Below are 17,542 nucleotides of genomic sequence, written 5' to 3'. Positions count from 1 at the left end.
GTCCAATCCTGCTATCAAGGCATTTCGCTGAGTGTGAGTTCCGCGACGAAGTCATAGGCATCGCCGCGAAACAGCGAATGGGTGAATTCCACCGCCCGACCCGAGGCGAGATAGGCGACCCGCTCGATCGACAGGCAGGCCGAGCCCGGCGCGATCCCGAGCAGGGCCGCATCGGCCGGGCGGGCAGCGCGGGCCGAAAGACGCTGCACGGCGCGCACCGGCCGTGCCCCAGCCTCGGCCAGGGCTGTATAGAGCGAACCTGTCACGCGATCGGGATCGGGCAGCAGCACGGCAGAGACGCTGGCGCGTTCGACGGCGAGCGGAACATCGTCGGCGATCCGCAGCCGGCCGAGCCGGGCCACCAAGGCGTCCGCCGAAAGACCGAGGGCCATCATCTCCGCCGGTGAGGCAGGAAAAAGGCCGCGCTCCAGCCATTCGGCGCGCGTGGCCAGACCGCGGCGTGCCATATCCTCGGAAAAGGAGGTTAGCCGGGAAAGCGACTGCTCCATGCGGGCCGGCGGCGCGGCAACGAAGGTCCCCGAGCCATGCCGGCGCACCAGAAGCCCGTCGCGCACCAGATCCTCCACGGCCTTGCGCACCGTCACCCGGCTGATGCCGGCGCTGAGTGCAAGGTCGCGCTCGGGCGGCAGCGCGTCGCCGGCCCTGAGCCGCCCTGCACGGATCGCCTCTTCCAGCGCCTGGCGCAGCTGCAGATAGAGCGGCCCGCCGGAAGCGGGAAAGCCTCCGCTCGGCAGGCAATCGATCAGCGAGACCGTCATCGGCATGCGCTCCTCCGCAGCCCCGCATCGTGCGTCAGCTGCTCATGACATATGCAATACCAAATAAGGACCAATTCGCCAAGATGAGATTTCAAGAAGCCGCATAGGACAGAATTGGTATGAACCATTCCTACCATGAGCGCTCTTGGCATTGGGCTGCAGATTGGCTAATTCTCGTTCTCTGGAGGGGATGCCATGACCATTTCAAATCTCATCGCCTATGCCGGTGCGCTGTTCGTCGCCGCTGCCATTCCAGGCCCTGGAATGACGGCGATCGTGGCGCGCGCGCTTGGGTCCGGCTTTCGCGAAACCTTTCTGATGGGGCTCGGCCTGACGCTCGGCGATCTCGTTTATCTGACCGGTGCCGTGCTCGGCCTCTCCTTCCTGGCCCAGAGCTTCGCGACGCTGTTCCTGATCATCAAGATCATCGGCGCTCTCTATCTTCTCTTCATCGCCTGGAAGCTCTGGACTGCAGGGCTGATCAGCGAGCGGATCGAGGCGCGGCCGCCGGCGGGCGGCGTCTCGGCTTTCCTCTCCGGCCTTTTTGTGACCCTCGGCAATCCGAAGACCATGCTCTTCTACCTGGCGCTGCTGCCGACGCTGATCGACCTTCAGGCCGTGACGCTCAAGGACTATCTGGCGCTGGTCGTCATCACCTTCATCACGCTGCTGGCGGTGCTGCTGCCCTATATCCTGCTTGCGACGCGCGCGCGCCAGCTGCTGGGCAGGCCCTCGGCGCTGAAGGCGCTCAACCGCAGCGCCGCCAGCGTCCTCGGCGCCACCGCCGTCTACATCGCCTTCCGTCCCGCCTGATTGGCCCTCAAGCGGCCGATCGTGGGCGGAACCCATCGAGCAGGATGAGCAGCAGGATGCCGAGGGCACCCGCGACGCCGCCGATGATCGAGGCGATGGAATAGGTGCCGACGGCGGTGCCGAGCGCAAAGAGCAGGGCGCCGAGCCCGGCGCTCAGGAACATGTTGACCGAAATCAGCGCGCTGCCGAGCCCGGGGCGGTCGGCGATCAGATCCTGGAGATAGGTGATCGGAATGCTGATCAGCGCCGCGGCGCCGGCGCCGCTGATCAGCGTCAGCGCATAGAGGTGCCAGGGCGCCGAGGACAGACCGAGCAGCACGAGATAAAGAACGTAGAGCCCCGTTCCCGCGGCGAGAACCGGCATGGCGCCGTAGCGGCGCACGATCCGCCCGAGCACGAGGATGAAGGCGACTTCCAGCAGCGCGACGATGCCGACCAGGACGCCGATATCGCTCACCTGCCCGCGGGCCGGCCCGACGACGATCAGCGGCTGCACCACGCCATTGACATGCAGCATGCCGGTGACGAGCGCGACGGCAAAGACTCGCACGGCGATACGCGGCGAGAGGACATGGGCAAGCGCCGCCCAATAGCTCAGATGGTTGATCACCAGGGCCTCGCCCGGCTCGACCTTCGGCATGGCGAGCGCGATGAGGCCGAGACAGGCGACCACCGCCAGCGCCGCGAACAGATAGGCCGGCAGCATGGTGGGCGATTGGGCGAGCAGGACGCCGGTCAGGCCCGGCACCAGCACCCAGGAGAGCGAGATCATCGCCCGCACGCCGGAATTGACCTCCGCGATCGTTTCACTGGGCATGTCCCGCGTGACCGCCCGCACATTGGCGAAGAGCAGGGAATTCAAAGCCCCATAGACGGGTAGGACGAGCAGCGCCGCGCCGACGAAGACCGCCTGCCGCGGCACGAGATAGATCGCCCCGAAGCCGACAATGCCGAACAGGCAGACGATCAGCATCATCCGCCTGTATTCGCCAAGGCGATCGGCAAAATTGCCGACGAGCAGGCTCACCAGCACATTGACGGCGGCAGCTGACGCCATGATCGCCGAATAGGCGCCATCGCTCAGCCCCAGCTCGCGGATACCGACCACCGACTGGTAGGGCGAAGTGGTGGCGCCGGAAAAGCCAAAGGCGAAGATGGCGAGCATGCTGGTGCGCACGGTCGGGTGGCGGTAGACATCGGGGATATGGAAAGCCATGGGACGCTGTCTGTTGCGGGCAAAGCCATCGGCAGCGCCGTCCTGGTCCCTCGTCGGTCCGGATCGGATGTTCTGCAGGACGGGCCGGAGAACGGGAATCACGCGCAGCCCATCGGCTGCGCGCACCATTAAGCAGAAGCGCCTCCGCCGCACAATCGACCGGAAGACACGCGGCCCCCGCGAAATCCAGCCCTGGCCGGCTCGACGCTCAGCTCCAGCGGGCGGAGAAGCGGACGTCGGGGCTGTAGTCGAAATCGCGGTCGAAGGGGAAAGCGGGGCGGCTGCGGCGATGGCTGGCGAGCGCCGGAATATCCTGGTTCACCACGCCCTCGGTCAGGGCCATGAGGTTGGGATTGGCGATCGGCGCCAGATCCGGCGAGAGATAGCCGGACTTGACGACGAGAAGCCGCACCGTCTTCGGATCAAGACCGAGCCGGGCGAAGTCCGAGAGGTTGTGGTAGGGCCGGCGCCGGGCCGAGAGCACGATGGTGATCCCGCCGGTCCGCACCACCGCCTGCCGCTCCGCAGCATCGCCCGGATCGTCGAGCCTCAAGACCACGGCCTCGATCTCGGCCGGCCGGCTGGACGGGTCGAGACTGCCGCCCACCTTGAGATCGATCACCGCCCCCTCACCCGCCGCAAAACAGGCCTCCACCGCCGGCCGGTCGCAAATACCGGCGATGAGCCCATCTTCAAAGCCCCGCGCGATCAGGGCGTTCAGCACATCCGCCCGATCCCCGACGCCGCCGCCGGTCGGGTTGTCGGCGGAGTCTGCGAGGATGATCGGGCGGGTCGTCGCCTGCTCCGCCGCATCCAGCATGGCCGGCAGCGGACCCGTGACCGGACCGAAGGAGAAGTTTTCGCGCGCGGCCCAGTAGCCCTCGGCGATCTCGCGGGCAGCCTCGGCCGCAGCCTCTTTCTCCGTACCCGTCACGACGGCGCAGGCTGTGGCGCGCGGCTCGTCCGCCCAGACATAGCCGACCATGAGATTGGCATCGCGGACACCCGGCCGCCGGTCATAGGCCGGCAGCGCCTCGTAGAGCGACTTGGCCGGCTGATCCTCGGTCGAGGTGCGCTCGCCGGGCAGAAGCACCGGCACCTTGGCCCAGGCGACGCCCGGCCTTGGCCCGCCTTCAAGCGCCTCGACGAGCATGGTCCAGGCGCGGACCATGGTCTCGCGCACATCGATATGCGGCGCCGTCCGGTAGGCGGCGAAGATATCGAGCTGGTCGATGATCCGCTGGCTGACATTGCCGTGCAGGTCGTAGCTGGCCGAGACCAGGCAGTCGGGCCCGACCACGGCGCGGGCGGCCGAGATCCAGTCGCCCTCCGCATCGTCCATGCCCTCGACATTCATCGCGCCATGCATGGCGAGATAGAGACCATCAAGCGGCAGGCTGGCCTCTAGCCGCTGCAGAAAATCCGCCTTGAAGTGCTCATAGGCCTTCCGTGACACCGGTCCGCCCGGAACAGCGCGGGCGTGAAGGAGCGGCAGGAGCTGGACGCCCTCGGTCGGCAGGAAGTCGAAATAGTCGAAGGAGAGCAGACCCTCTCCGCGGATGAGACGGAAATCCTCGACCGCCATCAGCACCGGCGAATAGGTGCTGCATTCGGTATGGATGCCGCCAAAGGCGATGCGCAGCATGGTCTTTCCTCAGAGCTTCGGGCAGAGGGGCACGATGGCGGCAAAGCGCTGCCAGTCCTTGTTGGCCCGCGGCGTCCAGGCGGCTTCCGCGATCGCCGGCAGGCGCGGGAAGACCAAACGGTTAAAATAGCCGCGCGAGAGGAAATGCTCGCTCCAGATACAGGCCTGCACGCCCTTCAGCCGGTCCTGAAGCGTCTCGGGGAACTCGCCCGCTGCTTCATAGGCATAGGTATGGGCGGGCGGCACCGTGCCGGCCCAGCTGGCACCCGGCTCCTGAAAGGCATCGTCCTGCACCATGTCGAGATAATAGGCCTGGCCCGGCGTCATCACCACCTCATAGCCCTGTTCGGCGAGCTCGATGCCGACGTTGGGGTTCTCCCAGGCCATCAGCAGCGTGCCCTCCGCGCCGACGCCGCCGCCATGGGCGACCTCGTTCCAGCCAGCGAGCTTCTTGCCGCGCGCCGTGAGCATGCCCTTGACCTTCTTCAGGAAATAGGACTGCAACGCGAAGGTGCCTTCGATCCCCTCGCGCTCCATCAGCGCCTTGGCCTTGGGCGAGGCGAGCCAGGAGCCGTTGGCCACCTCGTCGCCGCCGACATGCAGGTAATCGCTCGGAAACAGCGTCACCATCTCGTCGAACACCGTTTCGAGGAAGGTATAGGTGAAGTCGATCGCCGGGTTCAGCGCATTGTTGGGGAAGCCCTGCACCGAATGATAGCTGTCCGGCGCCTCCTGGCCGTCGACAAGATCCGGCAGCGCCACCAGCGTCGCGGCATTGTGGCCGGGAATGTCGATCTCCGGCACGACCTCGACCGAGAGGCTCGCCGCATGCGCGACGATGGCGCGGATATCGTCCTGCGAATAGAAGCCGTCGACCGGCGCTGCGCCATTGCCGAGTTGCGGCAGCAGCGGGCCTTGCGGGGCCCGCACCACGCCTGTGGTGGTCAGCTGCGGATAGGCCTTGATCTCCAGCCGCCAGGCCTCGTCATCGGTCAGGTGCCAATGGAAGATATTGAGCTTCAGCCAGGCGAGGATGTCGATGAGCCGGACCACGTCCGCGACCGGATAAAACTGCCGCGACACATCGAGATGGCAGCCGCGCCAGCCATAGCGCGGGCGATCGGCAATGGTGCCGGAGGCAGGGAAGCGGAAGGTCTTGGGCCGCGCGCGTGCGCCCTCCAGAAGCTGGGCGAGCGTGGTGAGGCCATATTGCCGGCCGGCGGCATCACCGAAGGCCAGCGCCACCGCATCGCCCGAGAACTGCAGCCGGTAGGCTTCCTTGCCGAGATCCGCCTGGTGGGTCAGCGACAGGGGCAGGCCACCGGGCGCCTTGACGAGCGAGAAGGGGGCATGGGCGCTCTCAAACAGGCGGCGGACGAGATCCGTGACGGCGGAAATGGCCTTGAGCGATTCCGTCGACGTCCCCTCCGCCGGGTAGAGCACCACCGGAAAGCCTTCGCCCGGCACGGCATCGATTTCGGCCGGCCAGGGTTGCAACGCGAAGGGCAGGTCGAGCTTGCCGTCCGGCAGCAGCACCGGCGGCGGCAGGCTCGGCGCATCGGCCAGCAGCAGGTCGGACACCGCCACGTCGACGAAGCTGCCGTCAGACAGCGTCAGATAGGCGGACTTGGCGCCCTCGGTGCAGTGCTTGGCCGGTCGGTGCAGGCCAGACACGGTGAAGGTCCAGCCCTCACCCGGCGAGAGTGACAGGCCCTCCGGCGGCGCGAATTCATGGAAATTGGCATTGCGCCTCAGGAAGCGGGCATTGGTCACGGCGTCTGCATCGATGACGCGGGTAAGCGATGTGTAGGCAAGCGAGAAGCCGGACAGCGGCTCATCGGACAGATTGAACAGGGTGAAGGTGAAAGCGCCATTGGCGCCGCCCTTGGGCGACCAGGTACCGTCCAGACGGTAGAGAGCGGGGGTCGGGGCCATGTGTCTGTTCCTTGCTGCTTGGATGCGATGATCAGTAATCGTCGGATTGCGAGAAGGTGCGGGCGAGTTCGGCCGAGCCGGCGGTCAGTCCGCAATCGACCGGCAGGCAGACGCCGGTAATGGCGGCCGCCAGCGGCGAGGCGAGGAAGCCGACCGCCTCCGCCACGTCCTTCGGGTCGACGACGCGGCCGAGCGCATACCAGCGCTTGGCTTCCTCGAAGACATTGGGATTGGCATCGGCCCGTGCATTCCAGGCCTGGGTACGCACCGTGCCGGGCGCCACCGCATTGGAACGGATGCCATAGCGGCCATATTCGACCGCGGTCAGCCGGGTGAAATGCAGAAGCGCGGCCTTGGCGGCGCTATAGGCGGGATGGCCGAAGACCTGCAGGCCATTGACCGAGGCGATATTGACCACCGATCCCTGCGTCTCCTTCAGCATATCCTCCACCGCCCGGAGGCAGAGAAAGGCGGCTTCCGAATTCAGCCGCGTATCGCGCCGCCAGCTCTCGGCCGTCGTCGCCTGCAGGCTGACGGAGAAGGCGGCACCCGCATTGTTGACCAGCGTGCGGACCCGGCCGAGCGCGCGCGCCGCCCTGGCCATCTCGGCCACATCCGCCTCGTCCGTCACGTCGCAGCGAAGGGTGAAGAAGCGCTCGGCAGGACCGAGCGTCATTGCCGCCGCCTGCGCCGCCTCAAGGTCGAGATCGACGAGGAGGACCATGTCGTGATCGGCCGCAAGCCGGGCCGCGATCGCGCGACCGATATCGCCGGCACCGCCGGTCACGATGGCGAGAGTCTTCATCAGTGTTCCAAGGTCCTGTGGATGGGAAGAATGGGCACGGCCTCAGTCTCCAAGCGGCTGGCGGTCGTCGCCGTCGCGGTGCTTGACGAGCTGTTCCTTGATCCGGCGCAGCGTGGTGGCGGCCTGAGCCTGGACGCCATAGGCGACAAGGCTCGCGACGATGTCGACCAGCGCCAGATAGGCAATGCGGGTGGAGGTGGGGCGGAAGATGTTCACCCCCTCGCTGAGGTCGATCGCCAGAACCGTATCTGCAGCCTCGGCCACCGGACTGCCGGTCTGGGTGATGACGATGGTGGGAATGCCGAGTTCCGAGGCGAGCTTCAACGAGCGGACCAGCTCGGCATTGCGGCCGGACAGCGAGGAGCCGATGATGACGTCGCCCGGCCGGGCCGCGGCGGTCAGCATCAATTGCATGCTATGGTCGGCACTTGCCGTCACACGGATGCCAAGCCGGAACAGCCGGTTCTGCAGCTCGGTTGCGACCATGGAAGAATTGCCGCCCGAACCAAAGGCGTAGACCATCTCCGCCGAGACGATCCGTTCCACCGCCCGCTCCACGGCGGCAATGTTCAGCTGGTCGTGCAGGAGGAACAGCGCGTTCTGGGCCTTGGTAATGATCTCCTGCGCGACATCGCCGGCATTGGAGCTCTTCGGCTCCGGCTTGAGATAGCGCATGCCGACATAGGCGGTGCGGGCGAGCCGGATCTTGAAATCGGAGAAACTGTCACAGCCGAGCCTTCGGCAGAAGCGGGTGACGGTCGGCGGCGACACCGCGGCGCGCTCGGCGAGTTCGATGATCGAGGCGCTGACGGCGAATTCGAAGTCGTTCAGGATGATGTCGGCGATGCGGCCCTCGGAGGGCGAGAGCTTCGCCTTCTCCGCCTGGAGATTGGAAAAGAGATCCATGCCGTCCGCCAATCCCTGCCCGAGCGCCGCCATGATCGACCGCTAGCCTTCCTTGGGCTTGAAGGCGATGCAGTCGATCTCGACCTTGCAATCGACCATCATGGCGGACTGGACGCAAGCGCGCGCCGGCGGATGAGCTCCGAAATAGCTCTGATAGACCGCGTTGAAGCTCCAGAAGTCGCGCGGGTCGTCCAGCCAAACGCCGCAGCGGACCACATGCTCCACCCCATAGCCGGCCTCATGCAAAATGGCGATCAGGTTCTGGATGGCCTTGTGGCTTTCGGCGACGATGCCACCGCCGATGATCTCGCCCTTTTCCATGGCCACCTGGCCGGACACGTGCAGCCAGCCATCCGCCTCCACCGCACGCGCGAAGGGTAAGGGCTTGCCACCGGCACCGGCTTGCACGTCACCATAGCGCTTAATGGTCACTCCCGCTCCCTTTCGCAAATTATTTTCGTGATCCGTTGACAAGTCACCATACAAGACGGATTTTGGCCAGTGAAAATCGAGGATGATGAAAAGAATTTCAATATGACAGGCAGTCGAGACCCTTTCGCCAATCCCTTTCCGGCGAGCGACGGCGATCGCCGTGCCATCTGGGACATGCTGGTCGAGCGCGACATCACCGCTTTCCTCGCAGCCGACTGGTCGATGGTGGCCGACGATTTTGTCGCCGATGCCTTTCTCGGCATTGATGGCCAGAAGTCGGTGAGCCCTGCCGGCTGGCGTCTCGCTTTTCCAACACTCGAATCCTATCGTGACGAATGGCTGCGCCAGGCGCGCGACTTCGCCGAGACCACCTTTGCCGAGGATCCCCGCCAGGCGATCTTCTGGACGACGACGCTGGAGGAGATCGAGATCTCCGGCGGGGCGGCGCTCGCCCGAAAAATGTTCGACGGCACGATCGAAAAGGCGGACGGCACGCGCGACGTCCTGAAATGGCAGACGCTCTATCACTGCCGGTTTCATGAAGGACGCTGGAAGATCTGCGGCTTTACGGGCTATCTGCCCAATCCGATGGAAGCGAAGTGACGGCTCACGCCGCGGGGGGACAAGTGCGGATCTTTACGGCAGCGCTGGCGACGGAAACCAATACGTTTTCGCCGATCTGCATCGATCGCCGCGCCTTTCTCGCCTCGCTCTACGCTCCACCCGGTGAGCATCCGGACACGCCGACCCTCTGTTCGGCGCCGATTACGGTTGGCCGGCGCGTCTGCCGCGAAAAGGGTTGGACGCTGATCGAGGGCACCGCCGCCTGGGCCGATCCCGCCGGTCTGGTGGCGCGCAGCACCTACGAAACGCTGCGCGACGAAATCCTCGACCAGTTGCGGGCCGCCCTCCCCGTCGATGCCGTGGTGCTCGGCCTGCACGGCGCCATGGTGGCCGCGGGCTACGAGGATACGGAGGGAGACCTGCTCTCCCGGGTGCGCGACATCGTCGGCCCCGAGATCCTCGTCTGCGCTGAACTCGACCCGCATTCGCACTTGACCGAGAAGCGCCGCCAGGCGGCGGACTTCTTCGTCTATTTCAAGGAATTCCCGCATACCGACTTCGTCGACCGCGCCGAAGACCTCTGGCGCATCGCCGTCGATACGCTGGAAGGACGGGTCCGCCCGGTCATGTCGGTCTTCGACTGCCGAATGATCGATGTCTTCCCCACCTCGCGCGAGCCGATGCGCAGTTTCATCGATCGCATCGCGGCGCTCGAGCAGACGGAAGACAGCGTGCTGTCCATCTCCGTCGTCCACGGCTTCATGGCCGGCGACGTGCCGGAAATGGGCACGAAGATGCTGGTCGTGACCGACGATGCGCCGCAGAAGGGCGAGGCGCTGGCCCGGCGCCTCGGCCTGGAGCTCTTTGCCCGCCGCGGCACCTTCATCATGCCGCAGATCGATGAGCGGGAGGCGGTATCGCGCGCATTGGCTGCCAAGGCCCATCCTGTCGTCATCGCCGATATGTGGGACAATCCGGGCGGCGGCACGGCAGGCGACGCCACCGTGCTGTTGGCCGAGCTCCTCGCCCGAGGCGCCAAGGATGTGGCGATCGGCACGATCTGGGATCCGATGGCGGTGCAGATCTGCATGGCGGCCGGCGAAGGCGCGGAGATCCCCTTGCGCTTCGGCGCCAAATCCGCGCCCGGCACCGGCCAGCCGATCGATGGACGGGTGACCGTGGTCCGGCTGGTCGAGAATGCGCAGATGCGATTTGGCGAGAGTTTCGCCCCCTTCGGCGATGCGGCCCATATAAGGCTGGAGGGGATCGACATTATCCTCAACTCCACCCGGGCCCAGAGTTTCGACCCCAGCCTGTTTTCCGCCCTCGGCATCGACCCGATGGCGATGAAGATCCTGGTCATCAAATCGACCAATCACTTCTACGCCTCCTTTTCCCGGATCGCGGCAGAGATCCTCTATTGCTCGGCGGGCACCCCCTATCCGAACAATCCCGCCCGCACACCCTATCGCCGTGCGCCCCGCACCATCTGGCCGATGATGGCCGATCCGCACGGGCTGGAGACGAAACCCGCCGCGCGCGGCGTCGCCTGAGGTTCACCCTCAACCGAGCGCGCGCAGCCGGCTCTCGCTCAAGAGCCCGCTCGCATCCATGATCGGATGGGCGACCGAGACGATATGCGCATTGATTCGCTTCAAGTCGCGCAGCATGTCGAGATGGAGCGAGCTCGTCTGCAGGCTGGCGGCCTGCCCCTCGCGCAGGCGGGCGAAGTGGCGCTCGGCCGATTGCTTCTCGAGATTGCGCACCTCCACCTTCACCTCCATCAGCCGCCGCGCCAAGTGAATGTCGCCGGTGACGAAGATCGTCTGGGCGATGCGCAAATTGTCGATGGTCAGCTCGAAGAAGCGCGACAGTTCCTCAAACCCCGCTTCGGAGAAGCTCAAGCCCTGGGAGACCTTCTTCCTCACCTGCGCGACCAGGCCCTTCTCGATGATGTCGCCGACATGCTCGAGATTGATCGCATAGTCGATGATGGCGATCGAGCGGCGGGCATTGTCTTCGGCAAGACCGTTGCGCCCCAGGCGCGAGAGATAGAGCTTGACCTCCTGCTGCAGCCTGTCGACCCGCTGCTCCAACATCGGGATGTCCTGCAGCGCCGCCAGATCGCCGGTCTTGAAGGCGTCGGCCGCGTTGAGCAGCATGCGTTCGATCAAATCGCCGACGCCCAGCACTTCGCGCGTCGCACTGGTAAGCGCCACCACCGGCGTCGAGAGCTCTTGCGGATCGAGATAGCTCGGCCCCTGGTTCGTGCTCGCCTCCTCCGGCACCAGCCGCGCCATCAGACGGGTCAGCCGGCGGGTGAGCGGCCAGGCGACAAGGGCGAGGACGAAGTTGAAGAGAAGATGGGCGTCGACCGGCAGCTTGGTCCCCGGCAGCCGCGAAAGAAGGTCGGCGACCTCGCCGGCAAAGGGCAGCACGATGAGGCAACCGCAGGCGCGCACGATCAGATTGCCGAGCGTGATGCGCCGCGCAGCCGGCGCCGCCCTTAAGGTGGCGACATAGGGTGGGATTGCCCCACCCAGATTGGCCCCCAGCACCAGCGCCACCAGCAGCCCGCCCGGCAGAACGCCGGTCGAGGCAAGCGACAGGATGAGCACGACGATCGCGAGGCTGGAGGAGCAGGCAAAGGCCAGCGCCGCCGAAAAGGCGAAGGCGACCGCCCAGGCGCCGTCGAGCAGCCGGATGAAGGTGGCAAGCGCCGCCGAATGGCGCATGGGTTCGCTGGCGAGATCGAGCAGATGAAGCGAGAGCAGCATCAGGCCGATGCCGATCAGCGCCACGCCGCCGCCCTGACGGGTGGTCGCCTGGCTGCGGGTGAGCGCGAAGCCGGACAGGATGAGGAGCGGCGAGAGCCACTCGATCCCGGTCGAGACGATCCACGCGGTCAGCGCCGTGCCGAGATTGGCGCCGAGCAGTACGATCTGCGCCATGCGCGGCTTGACCAGGCTGCGCTCGACGAACGAGGACACCATCAGCGCCGTCGCGGTGGAGCTCTGCAGCGCGAGCGTCGCGACGAGGCCGGAGAGAAAGGCCCGCCAGGATTGCCGCGTCGCCGTGGCAAGTCCCGTCCGCAGCCGCGCGCCGAAGGCCCGCGACACCCCGTCCTTCACCTGCGCGAGCCCGACGAGCAGCAGGGCCACGGCCCCGAACAGGTTGATCATGACGATGGTGGACTGCATGGCCGATCCTGACTGACGCACCGCCGCTGGAGCCTTACCGACTGGCCTCGGCAAAATGGGGCTCACGCTCACAGAGTGTCACGCTTTTCGACATCGTGCAGCGAAAAAAACGACATGAATCCTTCGCTTTCGCCAGAAATTTCCCTTAGCCGGCGCAGAAGAGCGGGCGGCGGCTTCGGCCGCCCTTTCCGGCGTCTGCCACGCCGCATCGACTGGCCGGGCAAGAGGAGACGGTCCTCGGCTTTGACAGGAGCATCTGACAATGACGGTCGTAGCGTCGCGCGGCCGCCAGCCCGCGAGAGAAATGATACGAATGGACATATTCGAAATTTAGGTTGCAATGATGCAGCACTGTGCAATGCTGATCAGGTTGGTCCCCCTGGCGACGGAGAAACGAGGGCTGCCGCAAGGCATGAAGCAGAGCGTGTTCACCTGGCTCTTCCTGGCCATGTCCAACCGCTGGCGACCTGAGAGAGGGGAAAGATCAGCCGGGCGCGACAGTCCTGAAAGAGAGAGACGGCATGGTCCTTCCTTTTCGGTCCAAGACGGATGTCACGCTCGGCGGCGACGTCGCCAGCTTTCGCGAACTCTGCATCCGGTATGGGCAGATGATCGGCCACAGCTACTCAGCGCTTGCACCTGAAGACGAGGGACGGGTCGATCGTTTCTCCAATATCTCCCTGCCGGAGGCCTGCGCCACGGTCTTCGATCGGGGCCTGTCCCGCTTCGTCATGTCGCCCAATCTCAACGGTCTCGATCTCGTGATGTTCTCCATGCCCTTCGGCGAGAGCACTTTGACCTACGAACAACGCGGTCGCGTCGAGACCGCCGAGGCAGGAGAGATCCTCGTCCATTCGACGGCCGAGGTCCTGCAATCGCATTCCCGACAGGTCGGACGAACCCTCGCCATCGCCCTGCCCCGTGCCAAGATCCTGCCGCTGGTGATGAGCGAAGACCGCTTCGACATGACCCGCCTCGGCCGCGACAATCCAGCCTGCACCCTGCTGCGCAGCTACGCCGATACGCTGATCAGCCAGGACATCCAGCCGGACTTCGCGCTGGCGGACAAGATCGGCGACCAATTATGCGATCTCGCCGCGCTGGCACTCGGCGCCAGTGCGCGGGGCAGGGAACGGCGCCTTGCCGGCCGGGCACTGAGCGATGCACGCCTGCACCGGGCAAAGCAGTTCATTTCCCGCAATCTGAACAGCGGTCACCTCAATGAATCGCAGCTGTCCGCCCATCTCGCGATGAGCGAAAGCGCGGTGCGCAAGCTGTTCGCCGAAAGCGGAACGCCGCTCGCTCGCTACATCCGAATGCAGCGCCTCGAACGAGCGAGCCGCCTGCTGGCCCAGAAGCACAGCACCTCGCAGCGCGTCGTGGACATCGCGTTGGATTGCGGTTTCGAAAGCCTGTCCGCCTTCTACCGCGCCTTCCGGCAGGCCTATGGCACGACACCGTCCCAGCGCACCGACGACGCCGTTGAAGCGTGAGCCACTGATCCTCCCTTGCATCGGCTGCCTGTCAGGAATGGCACATGAGCCTGTCGAAATAGCGACGCGCTGATCCGTTTACCGGTGCAAGAAGCCTCTCGGACCACCAACCGGAGCGAGAGGCGGAGATGAGTGCCATCGGAACGATCGGGAACGACTATATCTACGACGAATTCGCGCTTTCCTATGAGGGTGGCCAGGGCGACGACGTGCTGGGCTCGAGTTCATTGTCCTTCATCGGCTATGGTGGCGAAGGCAATGATGTCGTCGTCTTCGACTACGGACGCAACAACAACACCGCCTATCATCTTCTCATCGCCCATGGCGGCGGCGGCAATGACTGGTTGATCAATCGATCGCTGTCGTCCGGCGGTGACTCGCTGTCCGGCGATGGCGGGCGCGATGTGATCGAGGGCGGTCTCGGCAATGATACGCTGGACGGCGGCGGCGACTGCGACTCGCTTTGGGGCAGACTCGGGGACGACCACCTGGACGGCGGCGACGGGGACGACAGCCAGATCACCCTGGTGGTGGCCGGCTCCACCGCCCTCGGTGACGGTTTCGAAACGTCCAAGCTCGGCGGCCTCTATGGCGGCGAGGGCAACGACGTGCTCGAAGGCGGCGCCGGCAGCGATTCGCTCGACGGCGGTGTCGGTGACGACGATCTGTTTGGCGGCACCGGCCTCGACGTCCTGTCCGGGGGCGATGGTAACGATACGCTGGACGGCGGCAGCGGCAGCGACTGGCTCTATGGCGGCAATGGCGACGATACGCTGACGGAGAGCCGCGGCAACGACGCGCTCTACGGCGAGAACGGCAACGATATCATCGCGACGGCCAGCTTCCTCGGCACGGCCAGCAGCGGCAAGTCGAGCGTCTATGGTGGCGACGGCGAAGACCGGATCTATGCCAATGGCAAGGATCTCGTCTATGGCGGCGACGACGCCGACCACATCGTCGGCAATGCCGCCGATCAGCTGCTCTCCGGCGATACAGGAAACGATGTCATTGCCGGGGGCGGCGGCAACGACAAGATCTGGGGCGGGGACGGTCTGGACATCCTCACCGGCGATGCAGGCAAGGATGTCTTTTACTTCGACTGGACCCTCTCGGCGGAGACCAATGTCGACACCATCACCGATTATCAGGTGAAGGACGACGCGATCTCGCTCGATAAGACCGTCTTCTCGGCGCTCGGCTCGGGATCCAAGCTGAAGAGCGCCCAGTTCATCGCCGGCAGCGACGGCAAGGCCCATGATGCCTCGGACCGGATCATCTACGAGACCGACACAGGCAAACTCTTCTACGATGCGGACGGCACGGGCGGAAAAGCGGCCATTCTGTTCGCGCAGCTGGACGCGAACCTGGCCATGAAGGCTGGCGAGTTCATTCTGGTTTGAGGCTGCGCGATAACAGGCGCGAGAAATCGTGTCGTATTCCCAATTCTAACCACACGCCTGCCCAGGCCGCAGGCGCGTTTCCGATCATCTGAGGGTGTGGCGCGGCCTGCTGTCAGTGGCCGGCATAGATCCTGTCAAGCAGGGCCGAGACAGTGACCAGGTTTTCGCAGGCGGGATCGTAGGTCCGGCGTTCCGCGAGCTGGCGCGCCCAGGCGGCAGCCGCGCGACCGCCCCAGTCGTCCGGCGGTGCGGCCAGGAGTTCGCGGGAGGTGCCGTGGAAGCGTTCGGCGGTGAAGTCGTAGAAGGAACCGGCGACATTGCGCAGGCTTGCGCCGCCTTGCGTGCCGTAGAGGCTCGCCTCGATCACCGCATCTGCGCCGGCCTGCAAGCGCCAGGAACACGCCAGCCGCACCACCGTGCCGGAGGCAAGCGTCACGGTCGCGACTGCGTAGTCCTCGACATCGCCGGCCTTGAGCGGTGCGCCTTCCTTCATCAGCGTGCTGGTGACCGAGACAATCTCGGTTTCGCCGAGCAGCCACAGCGCCAGGTCGGCCAGGTGCACGCCGAGATCCATGACGCAGCCGCCGCCGGCGAGCGCCTTGTCGTAGAACCAGGGCTTGTCCGGCCCATAGGCATTGTGGAAGGTAAGGTCGGCGGCAAAGACATGGCCGAGCGCGCCGTCGGCAAGAAGAGCGCGGATCTGTTTCAACCCCTCCGTTTCCCGATAGGAGAAATCGACGCCGAGCAGCCGGTCGGCAGCGCGCGCCGCCGCCACCACGGCCCTGGCCTCCTCCGCCGAGCGGCCAAGCGGCTTCTGGCAGAAGACGGCGATGCCCTTTTCAAGCGCTGCGATCGACTGGGCGGCATGGCCGGCGCTCGGCGTAGCGATGACGATGCCGTCGAGATCTTCCGCGAGCAGCTGGTCGAGCCCTTCGAGCCGGCGCGCAGCCGGAGCTTGGACGAGCGCCTCCTCGGCCATGTCCGGCGAGGGGTCAGCGATCGCCACGGCCTCCGCCACGCCGGTCGCAAGGATTGCCTGCATCCGGTGGCGGCCGATCCAGCCGGTGCCGAGAAAGCCGAGGCGCAGCGGGCGGGTCGAGGGCTCGAGTTGAAAAACGCGCGGCATCTCGGTCATGCGAAGCTCACCCATCCCTTGAGGAAGCCATCCGGCCGGTCGCGCGTGTCGTCGAGCGCCTTGCCCAGCGCCTCCAGCGGATAGCGGTGCGTGTAAAGGGCGCTCGGATCGAGGCGGCCGTCGATGACGGCGGCGACCGCCCGGCGCATTCCGTCCATGTAGATCTCGGGGTCGCGCTCATGGGCGTTGATGACGTCCAGGCCCCGCCAGTTCCAGAGCTGCATGTTGATCTGGCGGGGGCCATCCTGGTGATAGCCGGCGATGATCAGACGGCCACGCTCGGCGGTGAGTTCGGCGGCGAGGTCGAGCGGCCAGGACTTGCCGACCGCCTCGATCACCCGTTCGCAGAAGCTCCCGTCTGTCAGCGCCTTGACCTGTTCGATAATTTGCCAGTGATCCTCCATCGCGATCACCTCCGCCGCGCCCATGCGCCGCGCCACGTCGAGAGAGAAGGCGCGGCGCGAGATGACGATTACCCGCGCGCCGGCGCGGGAGGCGAGCTGGGTGAGCAGCGCGCCCAGAAAGCCGCCGCCGACGATCGCCACCGTTTGTCCGGCCTGGATGTCGGCGCGCGTAAAGATGTTCATGGCGCAGCCGAGCGGCTCGCCGGGAAAGGGCTGGCCGTCGAGCTCCGCTGGCAGCGCGACCACACGCTCGGCCGGGGCGATGTCATGCGTGGCATAGGCATGGTAGCTGAGCGCGGCCACCCGGTCGCCGATGGCGAGCTCGGTCACGCCCTCGCCCAGCGCATCGATCACCCCCCAGCCCTCATGGCCGAGTCCGCCGGGTTCCGTTGGAAACTGCATCCAGTCCGGCCCCGACCAGGGCACCAGATTGGACGCGCAGACGCCGCAGCCTTCCAGACGGATCCGCACCTCGCCGGGGCCGGGCTCTGGCGCCGGCCGCGTGTCGATCTCGACCCTGCCCGGCCCGGTGACGATTGCGGCGCGCATCAGCGCCTCGGCCGCGTCCGGCTCTCTGGCCATCTGGTTCATCGCGTGTCTCCTTCGATTCCGCCGCGGGCAGCCCCGCTCGTCTAGGCCCGCCGAACAGCCCGGGACGCGATCGGTTCCTCAAGAAGTCGAAGAAGATGAAGATGGCAGAGGGGGCCGAAGCGATCGGCGCTTGTTCCCGTCTCTCTCAATCACCCGCGCGCGCGGGGCGGCTGGGTCAGCCGATAGGGTGGAAGAAGTCGAAGAAGAAAAAGATGACATTGAAG

General features: G+C 65.8%; 15 protein-coding genes. 5 read left to right on the top strand and 10 right to left on the bottom strand.

Features of this window, described 5'->3' with window-relative positions:
• Window positions 1-14 precede the first annotated feature (14 nt).
• Window positions 15-779 carry a GntR family transcriptional regulator gene (locus ACLE20_RS14085; RefSeq protein ID WP_410940994.1) on the bottom strand — a complete coding sequence of 255 codons (765 nt, stop codon included), beginning with the start codon at window positions 777-779 and terminating at the stop codon, window positions 15-17.
• A gap of 195 nt (window positions 780-974) precedes the next feature.
• Between ACLE20_RS14085 and ACLE20_RS14080 the strand changes: the two genes are divergently transcribed.
• Window positions 975-1,592 carry a LysE family translocator gene (locus tag ACLE20_RS14080; RefSeq protein ID WP_410940935.1) on the top strand — a complete coding sequence of 206 codons (618 nt, stop codon included), beginning with the start codon at window positions 975-977 and terminating at the stop codon, window positions 1,590-1,592.
• A gap of 7 nt (window positions 1,593-1,599) precedes the next feature.
• Here the strand turns inward: ACLE20_RS14080 and ACLE20_RS14075 are convergent, their stop codons facing one another.
• The 6 genes from ACLE20_RS14075 to ACLE20_RS14050 form a co-directional block, all read right to left on the bottom strand.
• Window positions 1,600-2,808 (bottom strand): MFS transporter, encoded by a 1,209-nt coding sequence (locus ACLE20_RS14075; RefSeq protein WP_410940934.1) that lies wholly within the window; start codon window positions 2,806-2,808, stop codon window positions 1,600-1,602.
• A 208-nt stretch (window positions 2,809-3,016) separates the two neighbouring features.
• Entirely contained in the window at window positions 3,017-4,450 is a 1,434-nt protein-coding gene (locus ACLE20_RS14070) for a M81 family metallopeptidase (protein ID WP_410940993.1), read from the bottom strand.
• A gap of 12 nt (window positions 4,451-4,462) precedes the next feature.
• The gene (locus ACLE20_RS14065) at window positions 4,463-6,388 is read right to left on the bottom strand and encodes a beta-N-acetylhexosaminidase (RefSeq protein WP_410940933.1); all 1,926 of its coding nucleotides are present in this window, start codon (window positions 6,386-6,388) and stop codon (window positions 4,463-4,465) included.
• A gap of 31 nt (window positions 6,389-6,419) precedes the next feature.
• Entirely contained in the window at window positions 6,420-7,193 is a 774-nt protein-coding gene (locus ACLE20_RS14060) for an SDR family oxidoreductase (protein ID WP_410940932.1), read from the bottom strand.
• 42 nt (window positions 7,194-7,235) lie between these two features.
• A complete protein-coding gene (locus ACLE20_RS14055) occupies window positions 7,236-8,099 on the bottom strand; it encodes a MurR/RpiR family transcriptional regulator (RefSeq protein WP_410940992.1) in 864 nt (287 codons plus the stop codon).
• Between the two features lie 42 nt (window positions 8,100-8,141).
• Window positions 8,142-8,531, bottom strand: coding sequence for a RidA family protein (locus ACLE20_RS14050; protein ID WP_410940931.1), 390 nt, complete (start codon window positions 8,529-8,531; stop codon window positions 8,142-8,144).
• A gap of 69 nt (window positions 8,532-8,600) precedes the next feature.
• On the opposite strand from ACLE20_RS14050, the gene ACLE20_RS14045 reads away from it, so the two are divergent.
• Together ACLE20_RS14045 and ACLE20_RS14040 are read left to right on the top strand one after the other, a co-directional pair.
• Window positions 8,601-9,134: a hypothetical protein gene (locus ACLE20_RS14045; protein ID WP_410940930.1), complete on the top strand. Its 534-nt coding sequence runs from the start codon at window positions 8,601-8,603 to the stop codon at window positions 9,132-9,134.
• Between the two features lie 23 nt (window positions 9,135-9,157).
• Window positions 9,158-10,648: a M81 family metallopeptidase gene (locus tag ACLE20_RS14040; RefSeq protein WP_410940991.1), complete on the top strand. Its 1,491-nt coding sequence runs from the start codon at window positions 9,158-9,160 to the stop codon at window positions 10,646-10,648.
• 9 nt (window positions 10,649-10,657) lie between these two features.
• Here the strand turns inward: ACLE20_RS14040 and ACLE20_RS14035 are convergent, their stop codons facing one another.
• The gene (locus ACLE20_RS14035) at window positions 10,658-12,295 is read right to left on the bottom strand and encodes a Na/Pi cotransporter family protein (protein WP_410940929.1); all 1,638 of its coding nucleotides are present in this window, start codon (window positions 12,293-12,295) and stop codon (window positions 10,658-10,660) included.
• 521 nt (window positions 12,296-12,816) lie between these two features.
• Between ACLE20_RS14035 and ACLE20_RS14030 the strand changes: the two genes are divergently transcribed.
• Together ACLE20_RS14030 and ACLE20_RS14025 are read left to right on the top strand one after the other, a co-directional pair.
• The gene (locus ACLE20_RS14030; protein ID WP_410940928.1) at window positions 12,817-13,788 is read left to right on the top strand and encodes a helix-turn-helix transcriptional regulator; all 972 of its coding nucleotides are present in this window, start codon (window positions 12,817-12,819) and stop codon (window positions 13,786-13,788) included.
• 128 nt (window positions 13,789-13,916) lie between these two features.
• Window positions 13,917-15,188 carry a calcium-binding protein gene (locus tag ACLE20_RS14025; RefSeq protein ID WP_410940927.1) on the top strand — a complete coding sequence of 424 codons (1,272 nt, stop codon included), beginning with the start codon at window positions 13,917-13,919 and terminating at the stop codon, window positions 15,186-15,188.
• 112 nt (window positions 15,189-15,300) lie between these two features.
• Here ACLE20_RS14025 and ACLE20_RS14020 read toward each other — a convergent pair whose 3' ends face one another.
• On the bottom strand, window positions 15,301-16,323 hold the full coding sequence (locus ACLE20_RS14020; RefSeq protein ID WP_410940926.1) for a Gfo/Idh/MocA family protein: 1,023 nt from the start codon (window positions 16,321-16,323) through the stop codon (window positions 15,301-15,303).
• A complete protein-coding gene (locus ACLE20_RS14015) occupies window positions 16,320-17,318 on the bottom strand; it encodes an MDR/zinc-dependent alcohol dehydrogenase-like family protein (RefSeq protein WP_410940925.1) in 999 nt (332 codons plus the stop codon). The genes ACLE20_RS14020 and ACLE20_RS14015 overlap by 4 nt, the downstream gene beginning before the upstream one ends.
• Between the last annotated feature and the right edge of the window lie 224 nt (window positions 17,319-17,542).

The sequence above is a fragment of the Rhizobium sp. YIM 134829 genome (genome assembly GCF_046546455.1).
This window is presented reverse-complemented; position numbering and strand designations above follow the sequence as displayed.